The organism is Ancylomarina subtilis, from assembly GCF_004217115.1.
In the GTDB taxonomy this organism is placed as follows: Bacteria; Bacteroidota; Bacteroidia; order Bacteroidales; family Marinifilaceae; genus Ancylomarina; species Ancylomarina subtilis.
The window spans coordinates 115,262-134,787 of sequence record NZ_SHKN01000001.1; the positions used below are offsets into that span (position 1 = coordinate 115,262).

10 protein-coding genes are annotated in these 19,526 nt (G+C 37.5%); 2 read left to right on the forward strand and 8 right to left on the reverse strand.

The features are described 5' to 3' along the window. Positions 1-8: 8 nt before the first annotated feature. The 8 genes from EV201_RS00450 to EV201_RS00485 form a co-directional block, all read right to left on the reverse strand. The gene (locus EV201_RS00450; protein ID WP_130305441.1) at positions 9-1,049 is read right to left on the reverse strand and encodes a proline racemase family protein; all 1,041 of its coding nucleotides are present in this window, start codon (positions 1,047-1,049) and stop codon (positions 9-11) included. Positions 1,050-1,098: 49 nt separating this feature from the next. Further along, positions 1,099-2,058, reverse strand: coding sequence for an ornithine cyclodeaminase family protein (locus tag EV201_RS00455; RefSeq protein ID WP_130305442.1), 960 nt, complete (start codon positions 2,056-2,058; stop codon positions 1,099-1,101). A gap of 86 nt (positions 2,059-2,144) precedes the next feature. Further along, a complete protein-coding gene (locus EV201_RS00460) occupies positions 2,145-3,524 on the reverse strand; it encodes an aminopeptidase P family protein (protein ID WP_130305443.1) in 1,380 nt (459 codons plus the stop codon). 374 nt (positions 3,525-3,898) lie between these two features. Continuing rightward, positions 3,899-4,504 (reverse strand): LysO family transporter, encoded by a 606-nt coding sequence (locus EV201_RS00465; RefSeq protein WP_129254470.1) that lies wholly within the window; start codon positions 4,502-4,504, stop codon positions 3,899-3,901. Positions 4,505-4,559: 55 nt separating this feature from the next. Further along, positions 4,560-4,847: a LysO family transporter gene (locus EV201_RS00470; protein ID WP_207224356.1), complete on the reverse strand. Its 288-nt coding sequence runs from the start codon at positions 4,845-4,847 to the stop codon at positions 4,560-4,562. A gap of 155 nt (positions 4,848-5,002) precedes the next feature. Beyond that, the gene (locus EV201_RS00475; RefSeq protein WP_130305444.1) at positions 5,003-6,535 is read right to left on the reverse strand and encodes a RagB/SusD family nutrient uptake outer membrane protein; all 1,533 of its coding nucleotides are present in this window, start codon (positions 6,533-6,535) and stop codon (positions 5,003-5,005) included. A gap of 14 nt (positions 6,536-6,549) precedes the next feature. After that, the gene (locus EV201_RS00480) at positions 6,550-9,735 is read right to left on the reverse strand and encodes a SusC/RagA family TonB-linked outer membrane protein (protein WP_130305445.1); all 3,186 of its coding nucleotides are present in this window, start codon (positions 9,733-9,735) and stop codon (positions 6,550-6,552) included. Between the two features lie 513 nt (positions 9,736-10,248). After that, complete coding sequence (locus tag EV201_RS00485; protein ID WP_130305446.1) at positions 10,249-14,343, reverse strand: hybrid sensor histidine kinase/response regulator transcription factor; 4,095 nt, start codon at positions 14,341-14,343, stop codon at positions 10,249-10,251. A gap of 272 nt (positions 14,344-14,615) precedes the next feature. On the opposite strand from EV201_RS00485, the gene EV201_RS00490 reads away from it, so the two are divergent. Together EV201_RS00490 and EV201_RS00495 are read left to right on the forward strand one after the other, a co-directional pair. Then, a complete protein-coding gene (locus EV201_RS00490; protein WP_165389547.1) occupies positions 14,616-17,564 on the forward strand; it encodes a SusC/RagA family TonB-linked outer membrane protein in 2,949 nt (982 codons plus the stop codon). Between the two features lie 137 nt (positions 17,565-17,701). Next, positions 17,702-19,501 carry a RagB/SusD family nutrient uptake outer membrane protein gene (locus EV201_RS00495; RefSeq protein WP_130305448.1) on the forward strand — a complete coding sequence of 600 codons (1,800 nt, stop codon included), beginning with the start codon at positions 17,702-17,704 and terminating at the stop codon, positions 19,499-19,501. The last annotated feature ends 25 nt before the right edge of the window (positions 19,502-19,526 follow it).

Consider the following 19,526-nt stretch of genomic DNA (forward strand, 5'->3'; position numbering starts at 1 on the left):
TTGTTGTCTTATCTAAAAATAAACCCATCCTTTAGGGGATCATTGGGATCAAAATAAAATTCATTTTGTCCTGTGATGGAAGCTGTGCCACTTACCTCCGGGATTACGGCATGGTGGTCGCCATACTCACAAGACTTCACAATTTTCACGGTCATGGTGCTGCCCAAGATGCTTTCAATAGTGATTTCTTCATTTTCGTTTAATTCTCCTTTTGCATAGTGAATGGCTGCCCTGGCACTTACTCCTGATCCTGTTGGCGAACGATCGACTTCGCCTTCGGCAAAAATGCAGACATTGCGAGAGTGATGCTTTGGACCCTTGGCTTTACCAATGAAAATGGTACCGTACAGGAAGCTTAGATCTTCTTCGAATGGGTGTTTCACGTCGAACTGATCCATAACCGCATATTTAATTTTACGCCCAGATTCAATTAGTTTATTATAATCCGATTCATCCAGATTTAAACCCAAATCTTCTGCTTGCACATAGGCATAAAAAGCGCCGCCATAAGCCAGGTCAAACAGAACTTTGCCTAAGTCGGGGACGTTAACAATTTGATCTTTTAGAGCCATAAAGGAGGGCACATTCTGAAAGGTAACACGCTTTACTTTCCCATTTTTTCTGAAAGCCTGACAGGTGATTTGTCCCGGAGGGGCATCAATTCGGATGATGGGATTGTTTTCTTCACGTACGATCATCCCTGTATCCAGAACCAGTGTAATCAGTGCAATCATGGCATGGCCGCACATGGTGCTGTAACCCTCGTTGTGCAAAAAGAAGGTCCCGAAATCCCCATTTTCAGTGGTGGCTTCAGTAATTATGGCGCCATACATGTCGGCATGTCCCCGGGGCTCCCACATGGTTCCTGTGCGGATGTAATCAAAATTATCGCGAAAGTAGCGATGCTTTTCAAGTATGGTATTGCCTTTGATCTCTGGGAAACCATGTGTGAATACGCGTAAGGGTTCGCCTCCGGTATGCAGGTCGATGGTTTTAATTTTTAACCAGTCTTTTGGGGCTTCCCATTTCCAATCGTCAAGTATGTTCATTGTTTAAGGATAAAGTAAAAAGGTTAAAGTGAGAAGAAGCTGATAACATCTATATCTCTATTTTAGTTCCGATGTTTAAATTGATGGCTTTGCGATATATTTCCCGAGCTATAATCAGGTCAAACAGAGCCATCCCAACTGACTTAAACAGACTCGTTTCTGGTTTGATTTTCTGCTTAGATTTAATCAGTTTACTGATAGGAATGATTTGATTGTCGGTTATCAAGCCATTTTTAAGTGGCGTCGCAATATCTCCAGATTCTTCCTTGGCAAAGGGAGTGTCTACATATAATGTATCCAGAAGAGGGTAGAGTTGTTCAGGAAATTCATGCATGTCGGGTTTGTAGGACCCAATGCCAATAAAATGCTTGCCCTTTAACAGGTCTCTATCTTCAGGGATAACAGCTTGTTTCGATGTGGTGGCTGTAATAATAATTTGACTTTTTTCAACCAATTCCCGATTGCTATTACACGTTTTTAGTTCAACATTAGGCAATTCTATGTGAAGCTTTGCAATGAATTCATTTACTTTCTCTTGTTGCATATCGAATACGTAAAGCGCTTTGATAGGACGAACTTTACAGGCAAAGAGAGCCTGTGTAAAGCCTTGCATGCCCGTGCCAATAATTCCTAATGAGTCTGCACTCTCAGGTGTGGTGTATTTGATTCCAATTCCACCGACTGCTCCTGTTCGGAATGCGGTTAGTGCTGCACCGTTTATTAGAGCTAATGGTTCCCCATTTTGACCATCGTTTAAAATCATACTGCCGTAAATGGAAGGTCGATTTCTTTTTGGATTTTCCGGGTTAACACTAACGAGTTTGGTTCCAAAAAACTGATCGGTAAAACAAGGCATTAAAAGGAGCGTGTTATCCCCGTGGTGTGCATGCATGCGATTGGGCATATGAAAATCCCCAGCCTCAAAAAGCAAAAAAGCTTCTTCTATAGCAGCCAACGCTTCTTCTACGGAAAGTGCTGACCAGATTTCTTTTTGATTTAGTATGAGCATGAGGTTAAGGGTAAAAAAGGATAAAGGGAAAAAGATAGTTGTCAGTTTTCTGTTATTGACAAGCGAAAACTGACAACTAATAATAATTATCTCATAGCTTCGACGTCTGCTATGGTTTTAGGAATTGGTTTTCCCAGTAAACGAGCGCCATTTTTAGTAATTAAGAAATCTTCTTCGTTGCGGCAACCACCAAAGTCTTTGTATTGTTCCACTTTGTCGTAGTTTATAAATTCAGCAAAGCGGTTTTCAGCTTTCCACATATCAATCAGCTCAGGAATAAAATAGATGCCCGGCTCAATGGTCAGAACAAAATTTTCTTCCAATTCACGTCCTAAACGCAAGGATTTAAGGCCGAATTGCGTGCTTTTAGCTTCACCGTTATAACCAACATAAACCTCACCCAGATTTTCCATATCATGTACATCCATACCCATCATATGACCCAATCCACATTGGAAAAATAGTGCATGAGCACCTTGTTGTACTGCTGCGTCCAAATCACCTTTCATAAAGCCCATTTCTTTCATGCCTTCAGCAATTGTTCGACCAGCCTTTAAATGAATATCCTTAAATTTTACTCCCGGAGCTAACATATCAATAGCAGCTTCGTGAGCATTAAGAGCAATCTGATAAATTTCCTTTTGGCGAGCGGTAAATGTTTTGTCTACAGGGAAAGTACTTGACATGTCGCCAGCATAATGCATGCTGTTCTCAGCACCACAGTCGAGCAGTAACATATCGCCACTTTTTAGGGTATTGCCATGATAATGGTTGTGCAGCGTTTGACCGTTGATGGTGGCGATAACCGGAAAGGACAGTTGTCCGCCAGCAGCAATAGCCACTTGTTGAACGGCCGCAGCAATCTCGGATTCTTTCATGCCTGCGCGAGCCATACGCATTGCAGCCAAATGCATTTCAGCAGTAATGTTTACGGCATCCTCAATTAATACAATTTCTTCCTGACTTTTGTAGTTTCTTTGATTTACCACAGCTTTTATAAAGTTGATAGATTGCCCCGCATTGGCTTGAGATGGCATTATACTTAAAAGCTCAAATAGTTTAATTTGATGTTCCGGGCGATAAGGTGGTAAATAATGGATTTGTCTTCCCTTTGCTATTGCAGTCTGAAGGTAATCCTTTAGTTGAGAGGCAGGTTTTGTTTCGTGAATTCCAACATACTCTGATTTTTCCTTAATCGTAGGCTGGCTTCCCATCCAAACAATATGATCTATTGTCAATTCGTCACCAAAAATGATCTCACGATTTTCATCGATATCGATAATGGCATTTAAGCCAGCATAGTCAGATCCGAAAAAATACAGGAAGGTACTATCCTGACGGAAGTGATAGGTGTTGTCGGCATAATTCATGCCTGACTCATCATTCCCCAGAAATAGGAGTATACCAGATTTAACATCAGATTTAAGCTTATTGCGTCTGTTGATATAAGTTTCTTTTGAAAACATATTAGTGGATTTTTGGGTTTGTTTAGACTTGTTATATAGCTTCTTAAGATAAGAATGGTTCAGCTAATTATTGCGTGTTTTGCTCAGTTTATAGAATACAATAGTCCCATGTAAAGAGTATAATCTATTGAATCTTAATGAACAAAATGATGAGATGGTGTGGGGAAGAGTTAACAAATCCAGCATTCGTACAAACCTTTGTACGAACAATTATAGAGAAGTATGAATTCGTTATAGCAAATCATTTAACTGGATGTTAATTGAGGAGTAAATTTATAAAAAATATATTGCTTTTAGCCTTTATATCCTTTAAAATGAGTTTAAACTGATTAAGGTTTAAGCTGGTTCATTTTCAGTATCTTGTTGTTGTGTTTTTATAAAAATTGGAGAATTAGAGGCACAATAACAGGAACTAATATTGTTAATACAATTCCGCTAAAAACAGCAATAATGGCATACTCTTTACCCGAATATTGAACAATAATAGGCATGGTGGTATCCATAGCGGTTGCCCCGCCCGATGCAATGCCGGCAAGTTTTCCAAAATATCTTACAAATAGAGGTGTAGCCAGTAGGGTAAGGATTTCTCGTATAATATTTGATAATAAAGCAATAACGCCCAGGGTTTCACCATGAAATTCTGTTATCATCACTGATGAAAGACTGTAATAGCCAAAACCAGCTCCCACAGCCATTGCTTCGCCAAAATTGATGTTGGATAAAAACACCGATACGGCTGATACACCAATTAATGAGCCTACTATCACCGAAAGGGGGACGAGTATGATTTTAATATTGACTTGCTTAATCACTTTCCATGAATCACGATCGGTCCCGATACCAATTCCAACTAAAAACATAAGAAGGTAAAGGGCATATATACTGAAGTTCCCCTCTAAAAGGGTAGTGGGTAAAAAGCGAGTTAGGCCAAGAATTAAGCCCAAAACAAAAAAACTAAGAATAATTAAACTGCCTTTCATAATTATAATTGACGCTTGTTGATTTCAGATTTTGAGTTGAAATACAGATATTGGATTATTTTCCGGTTTTAAAAAAGAATTTATAGGTTGCCCAGGCACAAATTAATGACCCCAGTATCGCACCTAGTGTCAGGATGAGAGCCTGCAAACCTATAGAATGAAGATTGTTGATTATTTTATCATTCGTACCTACGCCTATCCCTAAGAGAAATAACAAGAGAAAAATAGCGAATGAGGTTAAAATGCCCACAACTTTTATAACTTTTGGGCGGTTTCCAATAAATAGGCCAATTCCTATTCCTAAAATCATAATAGATAGGACAATGATGATGTCGAGTAGCATAATTGAATCAGATATTATCAATCAATAATTGAATTGTTTCGCAAAATAAACAAAATACACTGCAAAGATTTATGTTGCATTGAAAAATATTGAGCGAAGTTAATTAAAACCCCGCTCAATAAGCCAACTACTTACTTATGAAAAAAAAAGCTTGTTTATTCGATCGCATTATTTGAGTTAATTTCACTTTCAGGAATAGGGAAAAAGTGTGTTGCATCGCTAACCCCTGTTCTTCCGTGATCAGCCATTGTTGTGTTAAGTTTGCCCCAACGTCTCAAATCGTGGAAACGTGTTCCTTCCATTGCCAACTCGCAAATCCTTTCATGTTCAATCTGTTTAGTCACATCCGATTTTGATGATCCGGTCATCGCTGGCATTCCTGCACGAGCTCTTACAACATTGATGTGAGGAATTGCAGCTGACGTTTCATCCAATTCGTTAAGGGTTTCAGCATACATAAGTAAAACGTCTGCATACCGAAGCAATGGAATATTATTCCCAATTGCGGTTGAATAAAATTCATCTTCGCTTTTTGGAAGGTATTTTCTAAAACCAGTCTTGTCATAAGGTACACCGTTGTAATCCCACCATTCTTTGTATGTATAACTGTACACACGCGGATTGGCTGCATCATTGAAATATTCATCATCGAAGAATAGAGTCTCGTACAGACGGTGATCAAATCGGCCATCTGTAGCCGTTTTGCCTTCTTTTTTGAATTCTTGAAGAAGGAAATCACTACCGGCAATCTCATCCCATCCACCTAAACCAGCGGGTTTTAACCAACGGTGATATGGAAACTTAAACCAAGAACCATTATCTGTATTGGTTGATAATTGTAGTTCGAATAATGCCTCGTCAGAGTTTTGGTTTGTTCCATCAAACATAGAGATGAATGATGCTTCTAAATTATCTCCTTTTTTTGCAACAACCGGTTCGAATGCCGTTTTTGCAGCTTTGTAATACTTCGCAGCATCAGAATTGCTTTCACTGGCACAGAATAGGTTTGCTTTACCTAAGAAAGCTAAAGCTGTCCATTTTGTTGCACGCCCCATATTTTCAACAGAGTTACTTTCAGGTAGGTGGATTGTTGCGGTTTCAAAATCTTTGATAATGAAATCCCAGCATTCGGCTCTTTCGCTTAGGCCTTTATCTATGCCGGACAGGCCTTTAGGATAGGCATCACGTAGAATAATTTTTTCCCAGTTTAATAGTAACTTGAGATGGTAATAGCCTCTAAGAAAATGAGCCTCTGCAAGAATTCGATCTTTTGCATCAGTACTAATTTGTTCTTCAGTCATTTCACCAACCTTTTCGATAACCTGATTGGCGTAATTAATGCCTTTGTAGTGGATATTCCAATATTGCGTTGTTTGTGTATTACCTGCTGTTGAATTAAAATTGAAAATAGAGAACCAATCTTCATAGTTTAACGCATCGTTACCCAGTTCGATTAAATCTGAGGGGAATAATTCTACCGTAAATTTTATTTCAGCAAAGCCCCAATAACTGGTTGCACATTCAAGTTGAGAATAGGCTGCAGCAAGTCCTGCTTCGGCATCACTTTCGTTTCTCCAAAAACTCTCTCCCGTTAACTGATCGGGAGATTTCACGTCTAGATAATCTTCATTACAAGCACTGAAAGACAGGCCGATGCAGATGAAGAATAAATATATATATCTGTTCATTTTTTTAGTATTTATTAGAATGATAATTGTATTCCTGCAAAGAATGATTTATTGATAGGGTAGAGACTTCTATCAATACCTGTATTAAGAACATTGCTGCGTCCAACTTCAGGATCGATACCTGAGTAATCTGTGATTGTGAAAACATTCTGAGCATTAAAGTAAATTCGACATTTGTTTACACCTAAACGATTGATCATCGATTTTGGTAGGGTGTAGCCGAGTTCAATATTCTTTAAGCGAAGAAATGAGCCATCTTCAAGGTAGCGGTTTGATTCCCTAGTGTTTAAATTTGCATCACCAAGTACGGCTCTAGGAATATTTGTGTTTTTGTTAGTTTCTGTCCAGGCATTTAGTGAAGAAGCTAAGAAATTTTGCCCAGCTGACATATTTTCTAAGTAATAGCGATTTCCATTATACAGTTCGTTTCCCTGAACGCCATAAAACATCATTGAGAAATCAAAACCTTTGTATGATGCATTAAAGTTGATTGAATAAGTGAAATCCGGAATGCCAGAGCCAGAATAGACTTTATCTTTTTCATTCAATTCTCCGTCTCCATTGGTATCTTTAAAACGAATATCACCAGGTTTAGCACTGGCTTGAAGTAAATCACCTTCTGAATTTTTATGAGCATTTACCTCATCCATTGATTGAAATATGCCATCTGTTTGATACAAGAAGAAAGCGCCAATTTCGTAACCAACTTTTGTTTGTGTTGGGAAATGTGAGTCGCCGTATTTTAAGCCTTCACCAAACAAAGCCTGATCTTCGCTAGATAATGTAACGACTTCATTTTTAGTTGTTGTAAATGTCGTGTTGATACTGTATTTGAAATCACCATCTTGCTTGTAGTAGCCTAATTCGAACTCAAGTCCTTTGTTACTGATTTCACCAACATTTAATATTGGGCTGTCAAGACCTGCAGAACCAGGAAGCTGACGATAAATCAACATGTCTTTAGTCGTTGTGTTATAGTAGTTAATGGTACCGTTGAATTGATTGCCAAGCAAGGTGAAATCCAAACCAAGGTTTTTTGAAATGGTTGTTTCCCATTGCAATTCTCTGTTTTCGAGTCCGGTAGCAATAGAGCCAGTCCATGGATTTGCTCCGGAACCACGTACAGCTCCCAGTTCATAATCGTTACCTGTGCTGATAAGAGCTTGATGATCGTAGAAACCAAGAGTTACCTCATTACCTAATTTACCCCAGCTGGCTCTTAGCTTTAAATTGTCGATAAAGTCATAATCAGACATGAAATCTTCTTCAGTCAATCGCCAGCCAAGTGCTACTGAAGGGAAAGTTCCATATCGTGAATCAGAACCGAATTTTGATGATCCGTCACGTCGAGCCGTTACTTGTAAAAGATATTTGCTGTCGAAAGAATAGTTTACACGACCTAAGATTGATGTGCGGGTATACTCATTTCTACTTCCGTAGGCCGCATAAGTACCTCCTTTACCTGCATTTAAAGTCATCCAGCTTGGATCTAGGAATCCAGCCATTTCATCTTTGGTTTTAACTTCATCACCCTCGGCAGAATAAACGGTGTTTTTACCAGTGACATTCGCCCCAATCCAATTGTTAGTTTTTTTAGAAGCTGTATAACCAATTACTGAAGATACAGAATGCTTGCCAAATTCTTTTTGGAAGTTCAGCAGGTGTTCCATAATTTGAGAGCGGTAGTTGTTGCGTTCTTCACCGTAGTAGATCCAATCTTCACTATCCTTAGGAGATCGGTCGAATTTTGTATGATAACTCCATTTATTATCATTACTATTAATCAAACCTAGGTTGACTTGATAGGATAACCAATCGGTGAATTTTAAACGTCCTGTAATATTTGCTGAAAAATATTGAAGGTCTGTTTCACCTTTCATATTTTGATGATTGGCATATGGATTGGCATTAGCTGGCATATCACCAGAAGTTAGTTGCACATCACCATTTTCATCAAACGGATTGATTAAAGGCGTTAGTTTATATGTATCAGATAATGAAAACTTCTGTCCTTCAGAGTTTGTTTCTGCATACGAAATGGTAGCATCTACACTTAAGCGACCTTTGGTCATACCTAATTTAGCACGAAGCGTTTTTTTAAGATAGTCACTACCAATTAAAGTTCCTTCTTCATCGTTCCAACTGCCTGATATGCCATAGTATCCTAGATCGTTACCTCCATTAATACTTAAATTGTAATTTTGTTGAAGAGCTGTGCGTGAAACTTCATCCTGCCAGTTTGTATTTGCAGTGATTGGAGAAGTAACATAATCAGGTAGCGCTTTTTTGTCTGCATCAGCTGCATACATATTGTAATTGTCGTACATCATTTTGTGTACCTTAACATAGCCTTCAGAATCTAACAAGTCCAGCTGGTCTATAGCTTTAGTTTGTCCGATATGCATATTAAAGTCAACATTGATCTTACCCTTTTTACCTTTTTTTGTTGTGATTAAAACCACCCCATTGGCTGCACGAGAACCATAAATAGCAGCTGCAGCACCATCTTTAAGAATTTCAAATGATTCAATATCATCAGGGTTTAGTAGAGACATTGAACCTGGAAGTCCATCGATAATGTATAAAGGTTCGTTGTTCCCAACAGTACCAATACCACGAATTGTAATACTTGATCCAGCACCTGGTGCTCCACCATATTTGGTAATTGTAACACCAGCAACTTTACCTTGCAAAGCGTTTACTGCATTTGACGATGGTGTCTTTTTTAGATCTTCACCTTTCACCGAAGATACAGCACCTGTAAGATCACTCTTTTTCTGAGTGCCGTAACCCACAACGACAACTTCGTCCAGTCCCAGGTTCTCAAATTCTAAAATGATATTTAGACTGTTGCTTTTAACAACCACTTCTTGAGTTGTCATTCCCACAAATGAGAAAATAAGAGTTTGGCCTTCTTCTGCTTGAATAGAGAATTTTCCATCGAAATCGGTACTTGTTCCTATCGCTGTTCCTTTAAGTACAACTGAAACACCTGGGATTGAAAGACCATCATCTGCTGAAGTGACAATACCCGTTACGGTATTTTGTTTTTGTTCAACACCATTGAAACCAGAAGTTTGTGAGGCTTTCACCAGAATAGGTGAAAATAGAATTGCCACGATGCATAGTTTCATGAGCCATGAAACACCGCGTTTTTGCGCATAGTGGAAGGGCGCAAAAGAGTTTGCATTTTTTTTCATAAATTTAGGTTCGTTAAAGTTAATGGCAGTTGTGTTCTTTTTTGCGATGGAAACAACTTAGCCTGTTTAATGTTTGGCAGGGATTGTTGGTAGCTTTCTCTGCCTTTTTTTGCAATTATATTTTGCTGTAGAGCTGATCGTGATGAACAATCGATCTCAATTTTTACGGTTTTCTTAATGGGTGATTTCATCCTGATTTAGGATGTTGTGAGAGATCTCTAGTGTGGTGAATTATTAGAGATAAGAGAGCTTTTTGTCTAGTAAATCCAACATTCATACAAACCCTTGTATGACCTGTTGTGCTGTTTGTAAAATTTTGCTAGTTTAATCATAATTACCAAAACTGAATTTGTTAATAGTAGCTATCTTTAATTTGTTTGATACAAATATATAAAAATACCTACCAGTTCCTACCAGTATGGCAAATAAAAATATTAATTTATAAAAGCGATTTATTTGTTTTAGCTTGTAATACTAGTTTTTACAGAGGTTTTAATGATGAGAAGAAAATGATTATTCTTTTGTGATATCATATGATTCCAGAAATGTATCTCCATTTTCAGAATTTGCAAGTTGTTTAAATTGTTTGGGTGTGTAGTTGTACTCTTTTTTAAAGCACCTTGAAAAATACTTAGGGTCATTAAAGCCCACATTAAATGCAATTTCAGAAATGGTGTAGTTGTGCTTAACCAGAATCATGGCTGCTTTCTTTAATCTCAGACAGCGCATAAAATCAACCAGGGTTTTGTTGGTAATTGATTGAAATCTACGGTATATGTTCGAATAACTCATATTGAGAGCATTCGATAAATCTTCCAGTTTAAAATCAGGATTAATCAGATTTTTCTCAAGTTCAATCAGGATTGATTCTATAAATTTTTCGTCGGGTGATTCAACTTGAGGGGCATCAGTCTGTGTCAGTAATTCTGTTCTGTATTTTTGAATCAGGTTTTTATGTGATTCAAGAATATTATTGACTTTAAAGATCAGCTCTTTCACATTGAATGGCTTGTTGATGTATTCAATGGCTCCATATTTTAAACCCTCAAGTTTTGATTGAGTTGTATTTCGTGCTGTAAGGAGAATGATTGGAATATGTTGAGTCGTTTTTGTATTCTTCAATTCTTTACAAAGAGAAATACCATCCATGATTGGCATCATGATATCGCTAATGATCAGATTAGGCGTTGTTTCTTTCAAAATAGAAAGGGCTTCTTTTCCATTTTCAGCAGTGAATACATTATAATAAGGACTAAAGGTATCTTTTAGTAAAAGCAACATCTCATAATTGTCCTCAACGATTAGGAGTTTAATTTTACTATTAGGATTGATGCTTGGTGTGTAGAGATCTTCCTTATTAGAGTCATCAGTTTGAATCATCTCACTTATATCTGTTTTATTGATGATCTCATCGGCATTTAAATGTTCACATCCTAAAGGAATTTTTATACTAAATTCAGTCCCCTTGTTTACGGATGATACGACATTGATTTCACCCTTGTGCAAAGTAATAAGTTCTTTAGTCAGGGCGAGTCCAATTCCTGTTCCCCCCACTTCTTTTCCTTCCTTTGACTGGTAGAACATGTCAAAAATATGTTTTAGATTTTCTTCATCTATTCCAATACCCGAATCAGATATTTTTAGAAAGAAATCTTTATAGCTGCTTTGAATTTTAAATTGAATATGTCCTTCACGTGGGGTGAATTTAAAGGCATTAGCGAGTAGGTTATAGATCACATGTTCCAGTTTCTCCTTGTCGTACCAAAGCATAATATCATCTTGTTTCGATTCAAAAACAAAGTCAATATGCTTAAATCGTGCTTGTTCTGTAAAAGAAAGTGCTATGTTTTCGCAATGTTTCGAGATATTATTTTCACTTGCGCGTAATTGTAGTTTGCCTAATTCGCGATTTCTTACGGTCATTAACTCAAGTGCAATACGCGACAGGCGTTGGGCGTTATTATGAATAACCTTTAGGCGTTGTTTTAAGAGAAGGTTGCCTTCGGCTCTTTCTATCATATTTTCGATAGGAGCCATGATGAGGGTTAAGGGAGTCTGAATTTCGTGCGACATCTTTGTAAAGAAATTCATTTTCAGAGCATAGAGTTCGTTGTTCTTTTCATTTTGCCATTCTTCCAGCATGAGTTTCTTTTTCAGTCGGGCCCACATAATCGAGTAGCGAATGATAAAAAAGAGAGCAACTATCAGCGCAAAAGTGTAGATTATATATGCCCACCATCTCTGCCAAAGAGGAGGGAGAATCCTGATTTGCATGGCTTGTGGGGCAATATCCCAGTTATTTCTTTTTGTTCCTGCTTTTACTTCGAAGGTATAATCCCCATATGGAATATTGGTGTATGTTGCAATTCGCTTATTTTCAGTAGTGATCCAGTCTTTGTCAAAGCCCTTTAGTCGATAGGCGTAAAAATAATTGGGATCCAAATGATCATTAATCACCGAAAATTGGAAAGAAAATGAAGTTTGCTTGTGATTAAATTCTACCGATTTGATATTTTCTATTCCATCTATCAATTGGTCAGGGATAATCTCGTTAGCATCTCTATTTACGACTTTAAGATGGTTGATTTTCAATCGGAACTTTTTTGTGTTGATTTTCATCTGTGAGGGATCAAAGAAGTTTAAACCTCCAACGCCTCCAAAATAAAGATGATTATTTTGATCTTTACTTGCGCTTCCTGAAAGAAAAGAGTTTTTTAAAGTTCCGTTTTTCCAGCCATAAAAATAGTCTTCGTGTTTTTGCAGATCCAGATGTGAAATTCCATTTGATCTAGACACCCATAGATTTGATGAATCGGTGACAAGGACTGCCGATACCCTGTGAAGATCTTCATTACTAAAGCCCTCTATTGGAATTGTTTTTTTCTCTGAAAGACTAAATTTTATCAATTTGGAATAGGAGTTTATCAGATAGAGATGACCATGAAGGTCTGCAGCACCATGTACAACACTGTTCTCGGATAAATTGTTTGTATTTGCTAATTTATATGTGGTAAATTTAGATTGGTTTAGTGTCTTGTTTTCCTGAAATAAACAGATACCTCCTTCGAACATACCGACCCACAATTGGTCAAATTCATCTTCGATAAATACTTCGGGAACACTCCCTTTTAGTCCATTTTTATTGTGGGGAAAAAATGCAATTTGTTCACCACTTAAAGAGAAAATTGAGATGCCAATATTACTGCCAACCCAGAGTCTGTCTTTTTTGTCGATATGTAAAGATCTGACATCAGTGGCAAGTTGTCCCTTTCCATTTGTTACATCAACGGATTTAAAATAATTTGTCGTTGTATTAAAATACATCAAGCCATTGAGGTATGTTCCGATCCATTTATTATGATTTTTATCTTCGACCATTGCTTGAATGTAATTGCCTTTTAAGCCGTGTGCACTCTTTGTTTTTGCAATGTATTGTTTATTGGTGTTAGCTTTCTTATTTATTTGGGTAATGCCTTCTCCGTCTGTTCCGATCCATAAATCACCATTTTTGCAATTGAGAATAGATAGAACGCGAGTTGGTGAACCTGAAATACTACCGGAATGATAGCCAACTGTTGTTGATTCGTTTGCCAGAATATTAATACTTCCATAGTTTGTAAAAACCCAAATGTCATTATTCTGGGTCTCTCCAATACCAATTACCGTGTTACTTTGAAGTGAGAATTTATTGGTTTTAGAATGGTTGTAGATTTTGATTTGTTTTGTTTTTGGGCTTACCCGGTACAATCCTCCGCCATCAGTTCCAATCCAAATCAGTCCTTTGCTATCTCGAAACATTCGAATAAGCATATTGGTTGGAATAAAATGTGATGTTTGGGCTTGATTATGGAAGTGTTCGTAGGATTGATTTTCTAAATTATAATAGAATAAGCCATAGAGTTCTGTCCCTATCCATAAATTACCATCAAAATCGGTCGTTAAGATTAATTTATTAAATGGGTTGTTGAATGGGCCTTTTAGTTCAGTCAGTTTTTTGTTTGAAAGATCACCCTTAAAAATCCGACCTTTATTTGTACTGAACCAAACGGAGTTGTGCTTTGCCATTGAAATGGACGTAATCGTTTCATTGGAGGAGTGAATATTGAATTCGGTTCGAGTCGAGTCAATTAAAGATAATCCGGTGAGGGTTCCAAAATTACTACCCAACCAAAGTCTGCTTGAATCGATACTGAAGGCTTCAAAATATTGATGTTCCTGAAGGGGGTGAAAATCAGAAAACTGAGCATGAAATTTACCCGATGTCATGAGTTTGGAAATTGAACCCAGTTTGGATACACCCCAAATATGTCCCTTTTGATCTTTTCTTAGTCCCAATGTTGAACTCTGCGGAACCTTTTGACCAAAAACTTCCTGAAATGGGTATTTGCGGTATTCATAACCGTCAAAGCGAAGAATGCCCAGATGAGAGTTTAGCCACAGATAACCTAAAGAATCTTCAATCACATTTGTAGCAATGGTATTCTGACGATCGACTTCAACATCCAGATGAATAAAATTCGTTGATTCTTGTGCTTTGGAAAATAAAAAAGAATGACATATCACTATAAGCAGAATGAGCTTAATCAGTTGTGAATTGTTCTTTGTCATGAGGGGTGGTTTAGGTTGTTACTAACAAAACAAAAATAGAAATCTGGCTGTCGTCTTCCAAGTAAATACCGGTGAATGTCTGCAAAAAAAAACGCTGTATGTGTTTCTGATATAGGCTTGTGGAAAAATGTCTACCAATTAGCCTAAAATGTCCACTTTTTTAATAATGCAATTCTACAATTTTGGAACACTCATCATCAGGCAAGTCGACTAACATGAAATCTTGTGTGGTTGATGATGAAAAAAAAAACCTAATTAAAACAAAAACCTCTATGAAAAACATTTTGTTGACTATTTGTTTGTGTGTGTTGGGGCTTGCCTCGTATGCACAGGACGGAGTCGTTAAAGGAAAAATTTTGGACAGTAGTGGACTACCTCTTCCGGGTGTAAACATCTTGGTAAAGGGAACGACCAATGGAACCTCTACTGATTTTGATGGAAATTATGAGTTGAAATGCGCTATGGGAGATGAGTTGATTTTTTCTTTCATGGGATTTAAAACGCAAACGATTACTGTCGAATCCTGGCTTATCAATCGTACTCTCGAAGATGATGCTGAGATGCTCGATGAGTTGGTTGTTGTTGGTTATGGTGTTCAGAAGAAGTCAAATATGACCGGATCTGTTACCAATATCAAGGCAGATGATCTAAAGTCGGTGACAACACCGAATATTGCCAACATGCTACAAGGGAAAGCAGCCGGGGTATATGTAAGTGCAAATTCAGGTTTGCCAGGAGCGGCACCAAAAATTAGAATTCGAGGTAAATCAACTTTGAGTGGTAGTGTTGACCCTCTTTGGGTTGTTGATGGTGTGATTCAATCTGAAGCTCCGGATTTGAATGCTCAGGATATCGAATCGACAACTGTCTTGAAAGACGCTTCGGCAACGGCACTATATGGTTCACGTGCAGCTAATGGCGTAGTTCTGGTAACAACACGAAGTGCAAAAGAAGGTCAGTCTAAAATCAACGTTTCAGTTAAGACAGGTGTTAGCCAATTATCATTGGGCAATTTCTCTATGATGAATGCTGCTGAAATGACAGATTACATTAAATCTTTTGGAAATGGATATGCTGATCTTGATTGGTTTACTGAGGATGCTCAGGCAATTGATACCGATTGGTTTGATGAAGGTACAAAACTGGGTGTCGTTCAGGATTATGGCATTTCGTTCAGTGGTGGAAATGACAAGATGAAGACTTATATTTCTGGGAACGTATATGATGAGTCAGGTGCCGTAAAGGGCTATGATTATACACGATATTCTGGCAGAATGAATGTTGATTATAAAATTAGAGATTATTTGACTTTACATCCAAAAATGAGTTTTACGTATAAGGATATTTCTGACAAACAACAAGGTGTTGGGGAAATGTTTTTGAATATGCCATACGATCGTCCTCGCGATGATAATGGTGATATCATCAATCCTAAAGATGAAAGTGTCGGTTGGATTGGTCGTGACAGAAGTAATTCTATTTACGATTTGCAGTGGAACTATTCGGAGTCTTCAACTTTAAAACTATCTCCTTATTTAGGTTTTGATGTCAATATTGCTCCGGGTTTAACTTTTGTATCATCGAACAGTTTCGATTATCAGCATCATAATTCAATGTCTTATACCGATCCGATGTCCAATTCAGGGAAAAATGATAAGGGAGCAATATCGAATTATCATTGGAAAAGTATGAATCGTTTTTCGAATCAGTTGTTACGATTTACAAAATCGATAGATGAGCATTTCTTTACCGTGATGGCTGCTTATGAGTACAACGATTATAAATGGTCAACAACAAAAGCTCAGAAAAATGGTATCGTATCGGGTACCAGTATTTTAGATGCAGGTGCTGAGATGAAGAATATTGAAGGATCTCAGGATAAGTATGCCTTTAAATCTTATTTGTTTAATGCCAACTATTCGTATGCATCTCGTTATATGGGACAGTTTTCTTTCCGTCGAGATGGTTCTTCTAAGTTTGGTAAGGATACGCAGTTTGGTAATTTTTATTCGATTAGTGGGGGATGGAACATTCATAATGAAGATTTCTTTGACATCAAAGAGATTAATGTGTTGAAATTTCGTGCCAGCTATGGTGTTTTAGGTAATACTCCTAGCGATTATACGGCTAGTGGTAAAAGTAATTATCATCCAAGTAAGGAGCTTTATTCAATTACGAATCAGTATAATAAATATCCTGTGGTTTCAGCCGATCAGTTAGGCAACGATGATTTAACCTGGGAAAAGACTTATAGTACAAACTTTGCTCTTGATACCCGTTTTCTTGATCGTTTTGATATCAATATGGAATATTACATTAAGGATACTAAGGATCTTCTGTATTATGTGACTTTACCAGCTACAGCAGGATTTAAAGGTTATTGGGAAAATATTGGAGCCGTTAAAAATCAGGGGTTTGAATTCATGTTTGGAGCGGATATTTTTAAAGGAACTGATAATGGTTTTGCTTGGCATATTGATGCCAATATTGGCATTAATACCAATGAAGTTCAGGAATTGTATCAGAATAAAGACTACACATCGGGGAATAAAATCCGACGCGAAGGTGAAGATATCGATACCTGGTACATGCGTAAATGGGCTGGTGTAAATACCGAAGATGGTAAGCCTCAATGGGAAATCGTTGGTGAAGATGGTGAAAAAACATTAACAAGTAACTGGAATGATGGAACTATACAGATGGTAGGATCAGCTACGCCTGATTACTTTGGGGGTTTATCTTCGGTTATGACATACAAAAACTTTAGTTTAAGTATGAATATGGATTTTGTTCAGGGAATTGATATTTATAACTCAAGCCGAGAATTGTATGATAATGACGGTGCTTATGCAAGTTTTAATTCCATGTCATTAAAATCGGGATGGAGCAGATGGACAAAACCTGGTGATAAAGCAACTCATCCTCAAGCGATGAATGGGGGTAATAGTCTTTCCAATAAGACATCATCTCGTTATTTAGAAGATGGTAGTTATATCAAGTTACGCAATGTGACCTTGAATTATTCGTTCGCAGGTTTAAAAACAAAGACTTTTTTGAATAATCTAAGTGTTTACGCTTCAGTTGAAAATGTGTTTACGATTACTGACTTCTCGGGTGTCGATCCTGAAGTAGGTGATGAGAATTCTGAAGGTGAGACTTCTCAGTATGGCGATTATGCAATTCCAAGACGATTTATGTTTGGATTTAACTTCTCGTTCTAGAAGATATAGTTGTTGTAGTCATTATATTTCAAATACCAATTGATATAATATCCTAACCAATAGTGTTTAGACAAATGAAGTTTTTCTTCAATATTTTAATGTCTCTAAGCTTTTGCAGGATACTAAATTTTAAACAAATGAGAAAAATATATAAATATTTTGCTGTTTCACTATTCGCACTTGGTCTGAGTTCTTGTGAACTGGACATGGTGCCGTATGAGACAATTGAAAAGGACGATGTGTATTCATCGGAAAATGCTATTGAAGCATTAACTCTTGGAAACTATGCTATTTTAAAGGGATCTGGAATCGCTGATGGTCAATCATGGGTAAACAATTACTTTCGATTTGGAGAGTACTCCGGAGATAATGTAGCTCTAAGTGGATCGACGACTGACCCATTGTTTTACATCTATAATTTTAAACGTCAAGCAAAGGGGGATAGAAAACAGTCTGTATGGACAGCTGCCTATAAAGCGATTGTTGGTTGTAATATCGTAATCGATAGGGCAGTAGAAGGTGAGAGTGCTGAGATGGACAATGTGATTGGTCAGAACTATTATTTACGTGGAATGCAATATTTCTATCTGACAACACTTTTTGGTCGTCCTTATAATCAAAGTCCTGAGACAAATTTGGGTGTGCCTATTAAGCTGTCTACTGATGTTAACGATCAGCCTTTGCGTTCAACTGTAAAGGAGTGTTACGAGCAAGTAATTGCAGACCTAAAGAAAGCAGAATCGTTAATGCAGTCTGAAAAGTCGGCTAGTTATGCTACAAAGGAAGCGGCACAGGCTTTATTATCACGCGTTTATTTATATATGGGTGATAACGATAATGCTATCGCTTATTCTGATTTAGTAATTAATTCGGGTCGTTATTCTTTGTTATCGAAGGATGATTTAAGGGTTTATCCAACTTTTACACCTGATGAGAATCCTGAGACAATTTTTGCTTTGCGTTTTGTCGATGGAGCTGATAATTCAGGAGAATGGGACGATTGGTATGCCTTTTCAGGTATGTATGCTGCGGTTGATGCTGAAGGGAAAGCTTCATTAGATGGTTCTGGTTGGGGTGAATTGTATGCATCTGTAACTTACAGAGATATTGTTGAGGAATGGCCTGATGATGCGCGTTCAGCCTTTGTAACGTCAATGGTTTTAGACAAAAACTCTGAAGACCTTTGGGGTGTTTGGTATGGTTTAAATTCTTATAAAGATTCGGATTCAGATGAGCAGAAGAAATTGAATGGTCTTTTGTTTCATCAGGATTCAGTAAGTGCTGATCGTACTGTTTTGTATCAAAAATTAGCTTCTGATCAGGGAACTAAAAATATGGAAGTGCCTATTACTACTGTTGTTGATGCAAAAACAGGAGTGACGAATTATTCTGTGATACCGTATCAGATTAATAAAGAAACAGGAGCGACACAGTTGTTAAGTGCTCCGGTTAAGTTACGTATCAATCAGAAGTTGGCGACTCGTCAAACTTATCCTAAATATTTTATTACAAAATGTTCGGGGCAGGAGAATAAAGGTCATTTGTGGTCTCCAATTATCTCTCGTTTGGCTGAAATTTATTTAAATAGGGCAGAAGCTTATGCTAAAAAAGGTGATATTGGTAATGCTCTTGCGGATGTAAATATCGTTAGAACAAGAGCTATAGGACCAGAGGCGGCCTATACACCTGCTGATGTAACAGCTGAAATGAGTCTTCTAGATTTGGTTTTAAAAGAGCGTCGTTTGGAGTTGGCTTATGAAGGCCATCGTAAGTTTGATGTTTTCAGAAACAATAGAAATCTGGATAGAGCTTATCCGGGAACTCACCTTCGTGGTAACGATCCTTTTTTCGAAGTTCGATACGATTCCAATGAAATTATAGAGTATATTCCTGAGGGAGAAATATTAGCTCAACCAGACTTGCAGCAAAACCTGTAAGTTGATTTTTTCAGGAGAGGTTTTA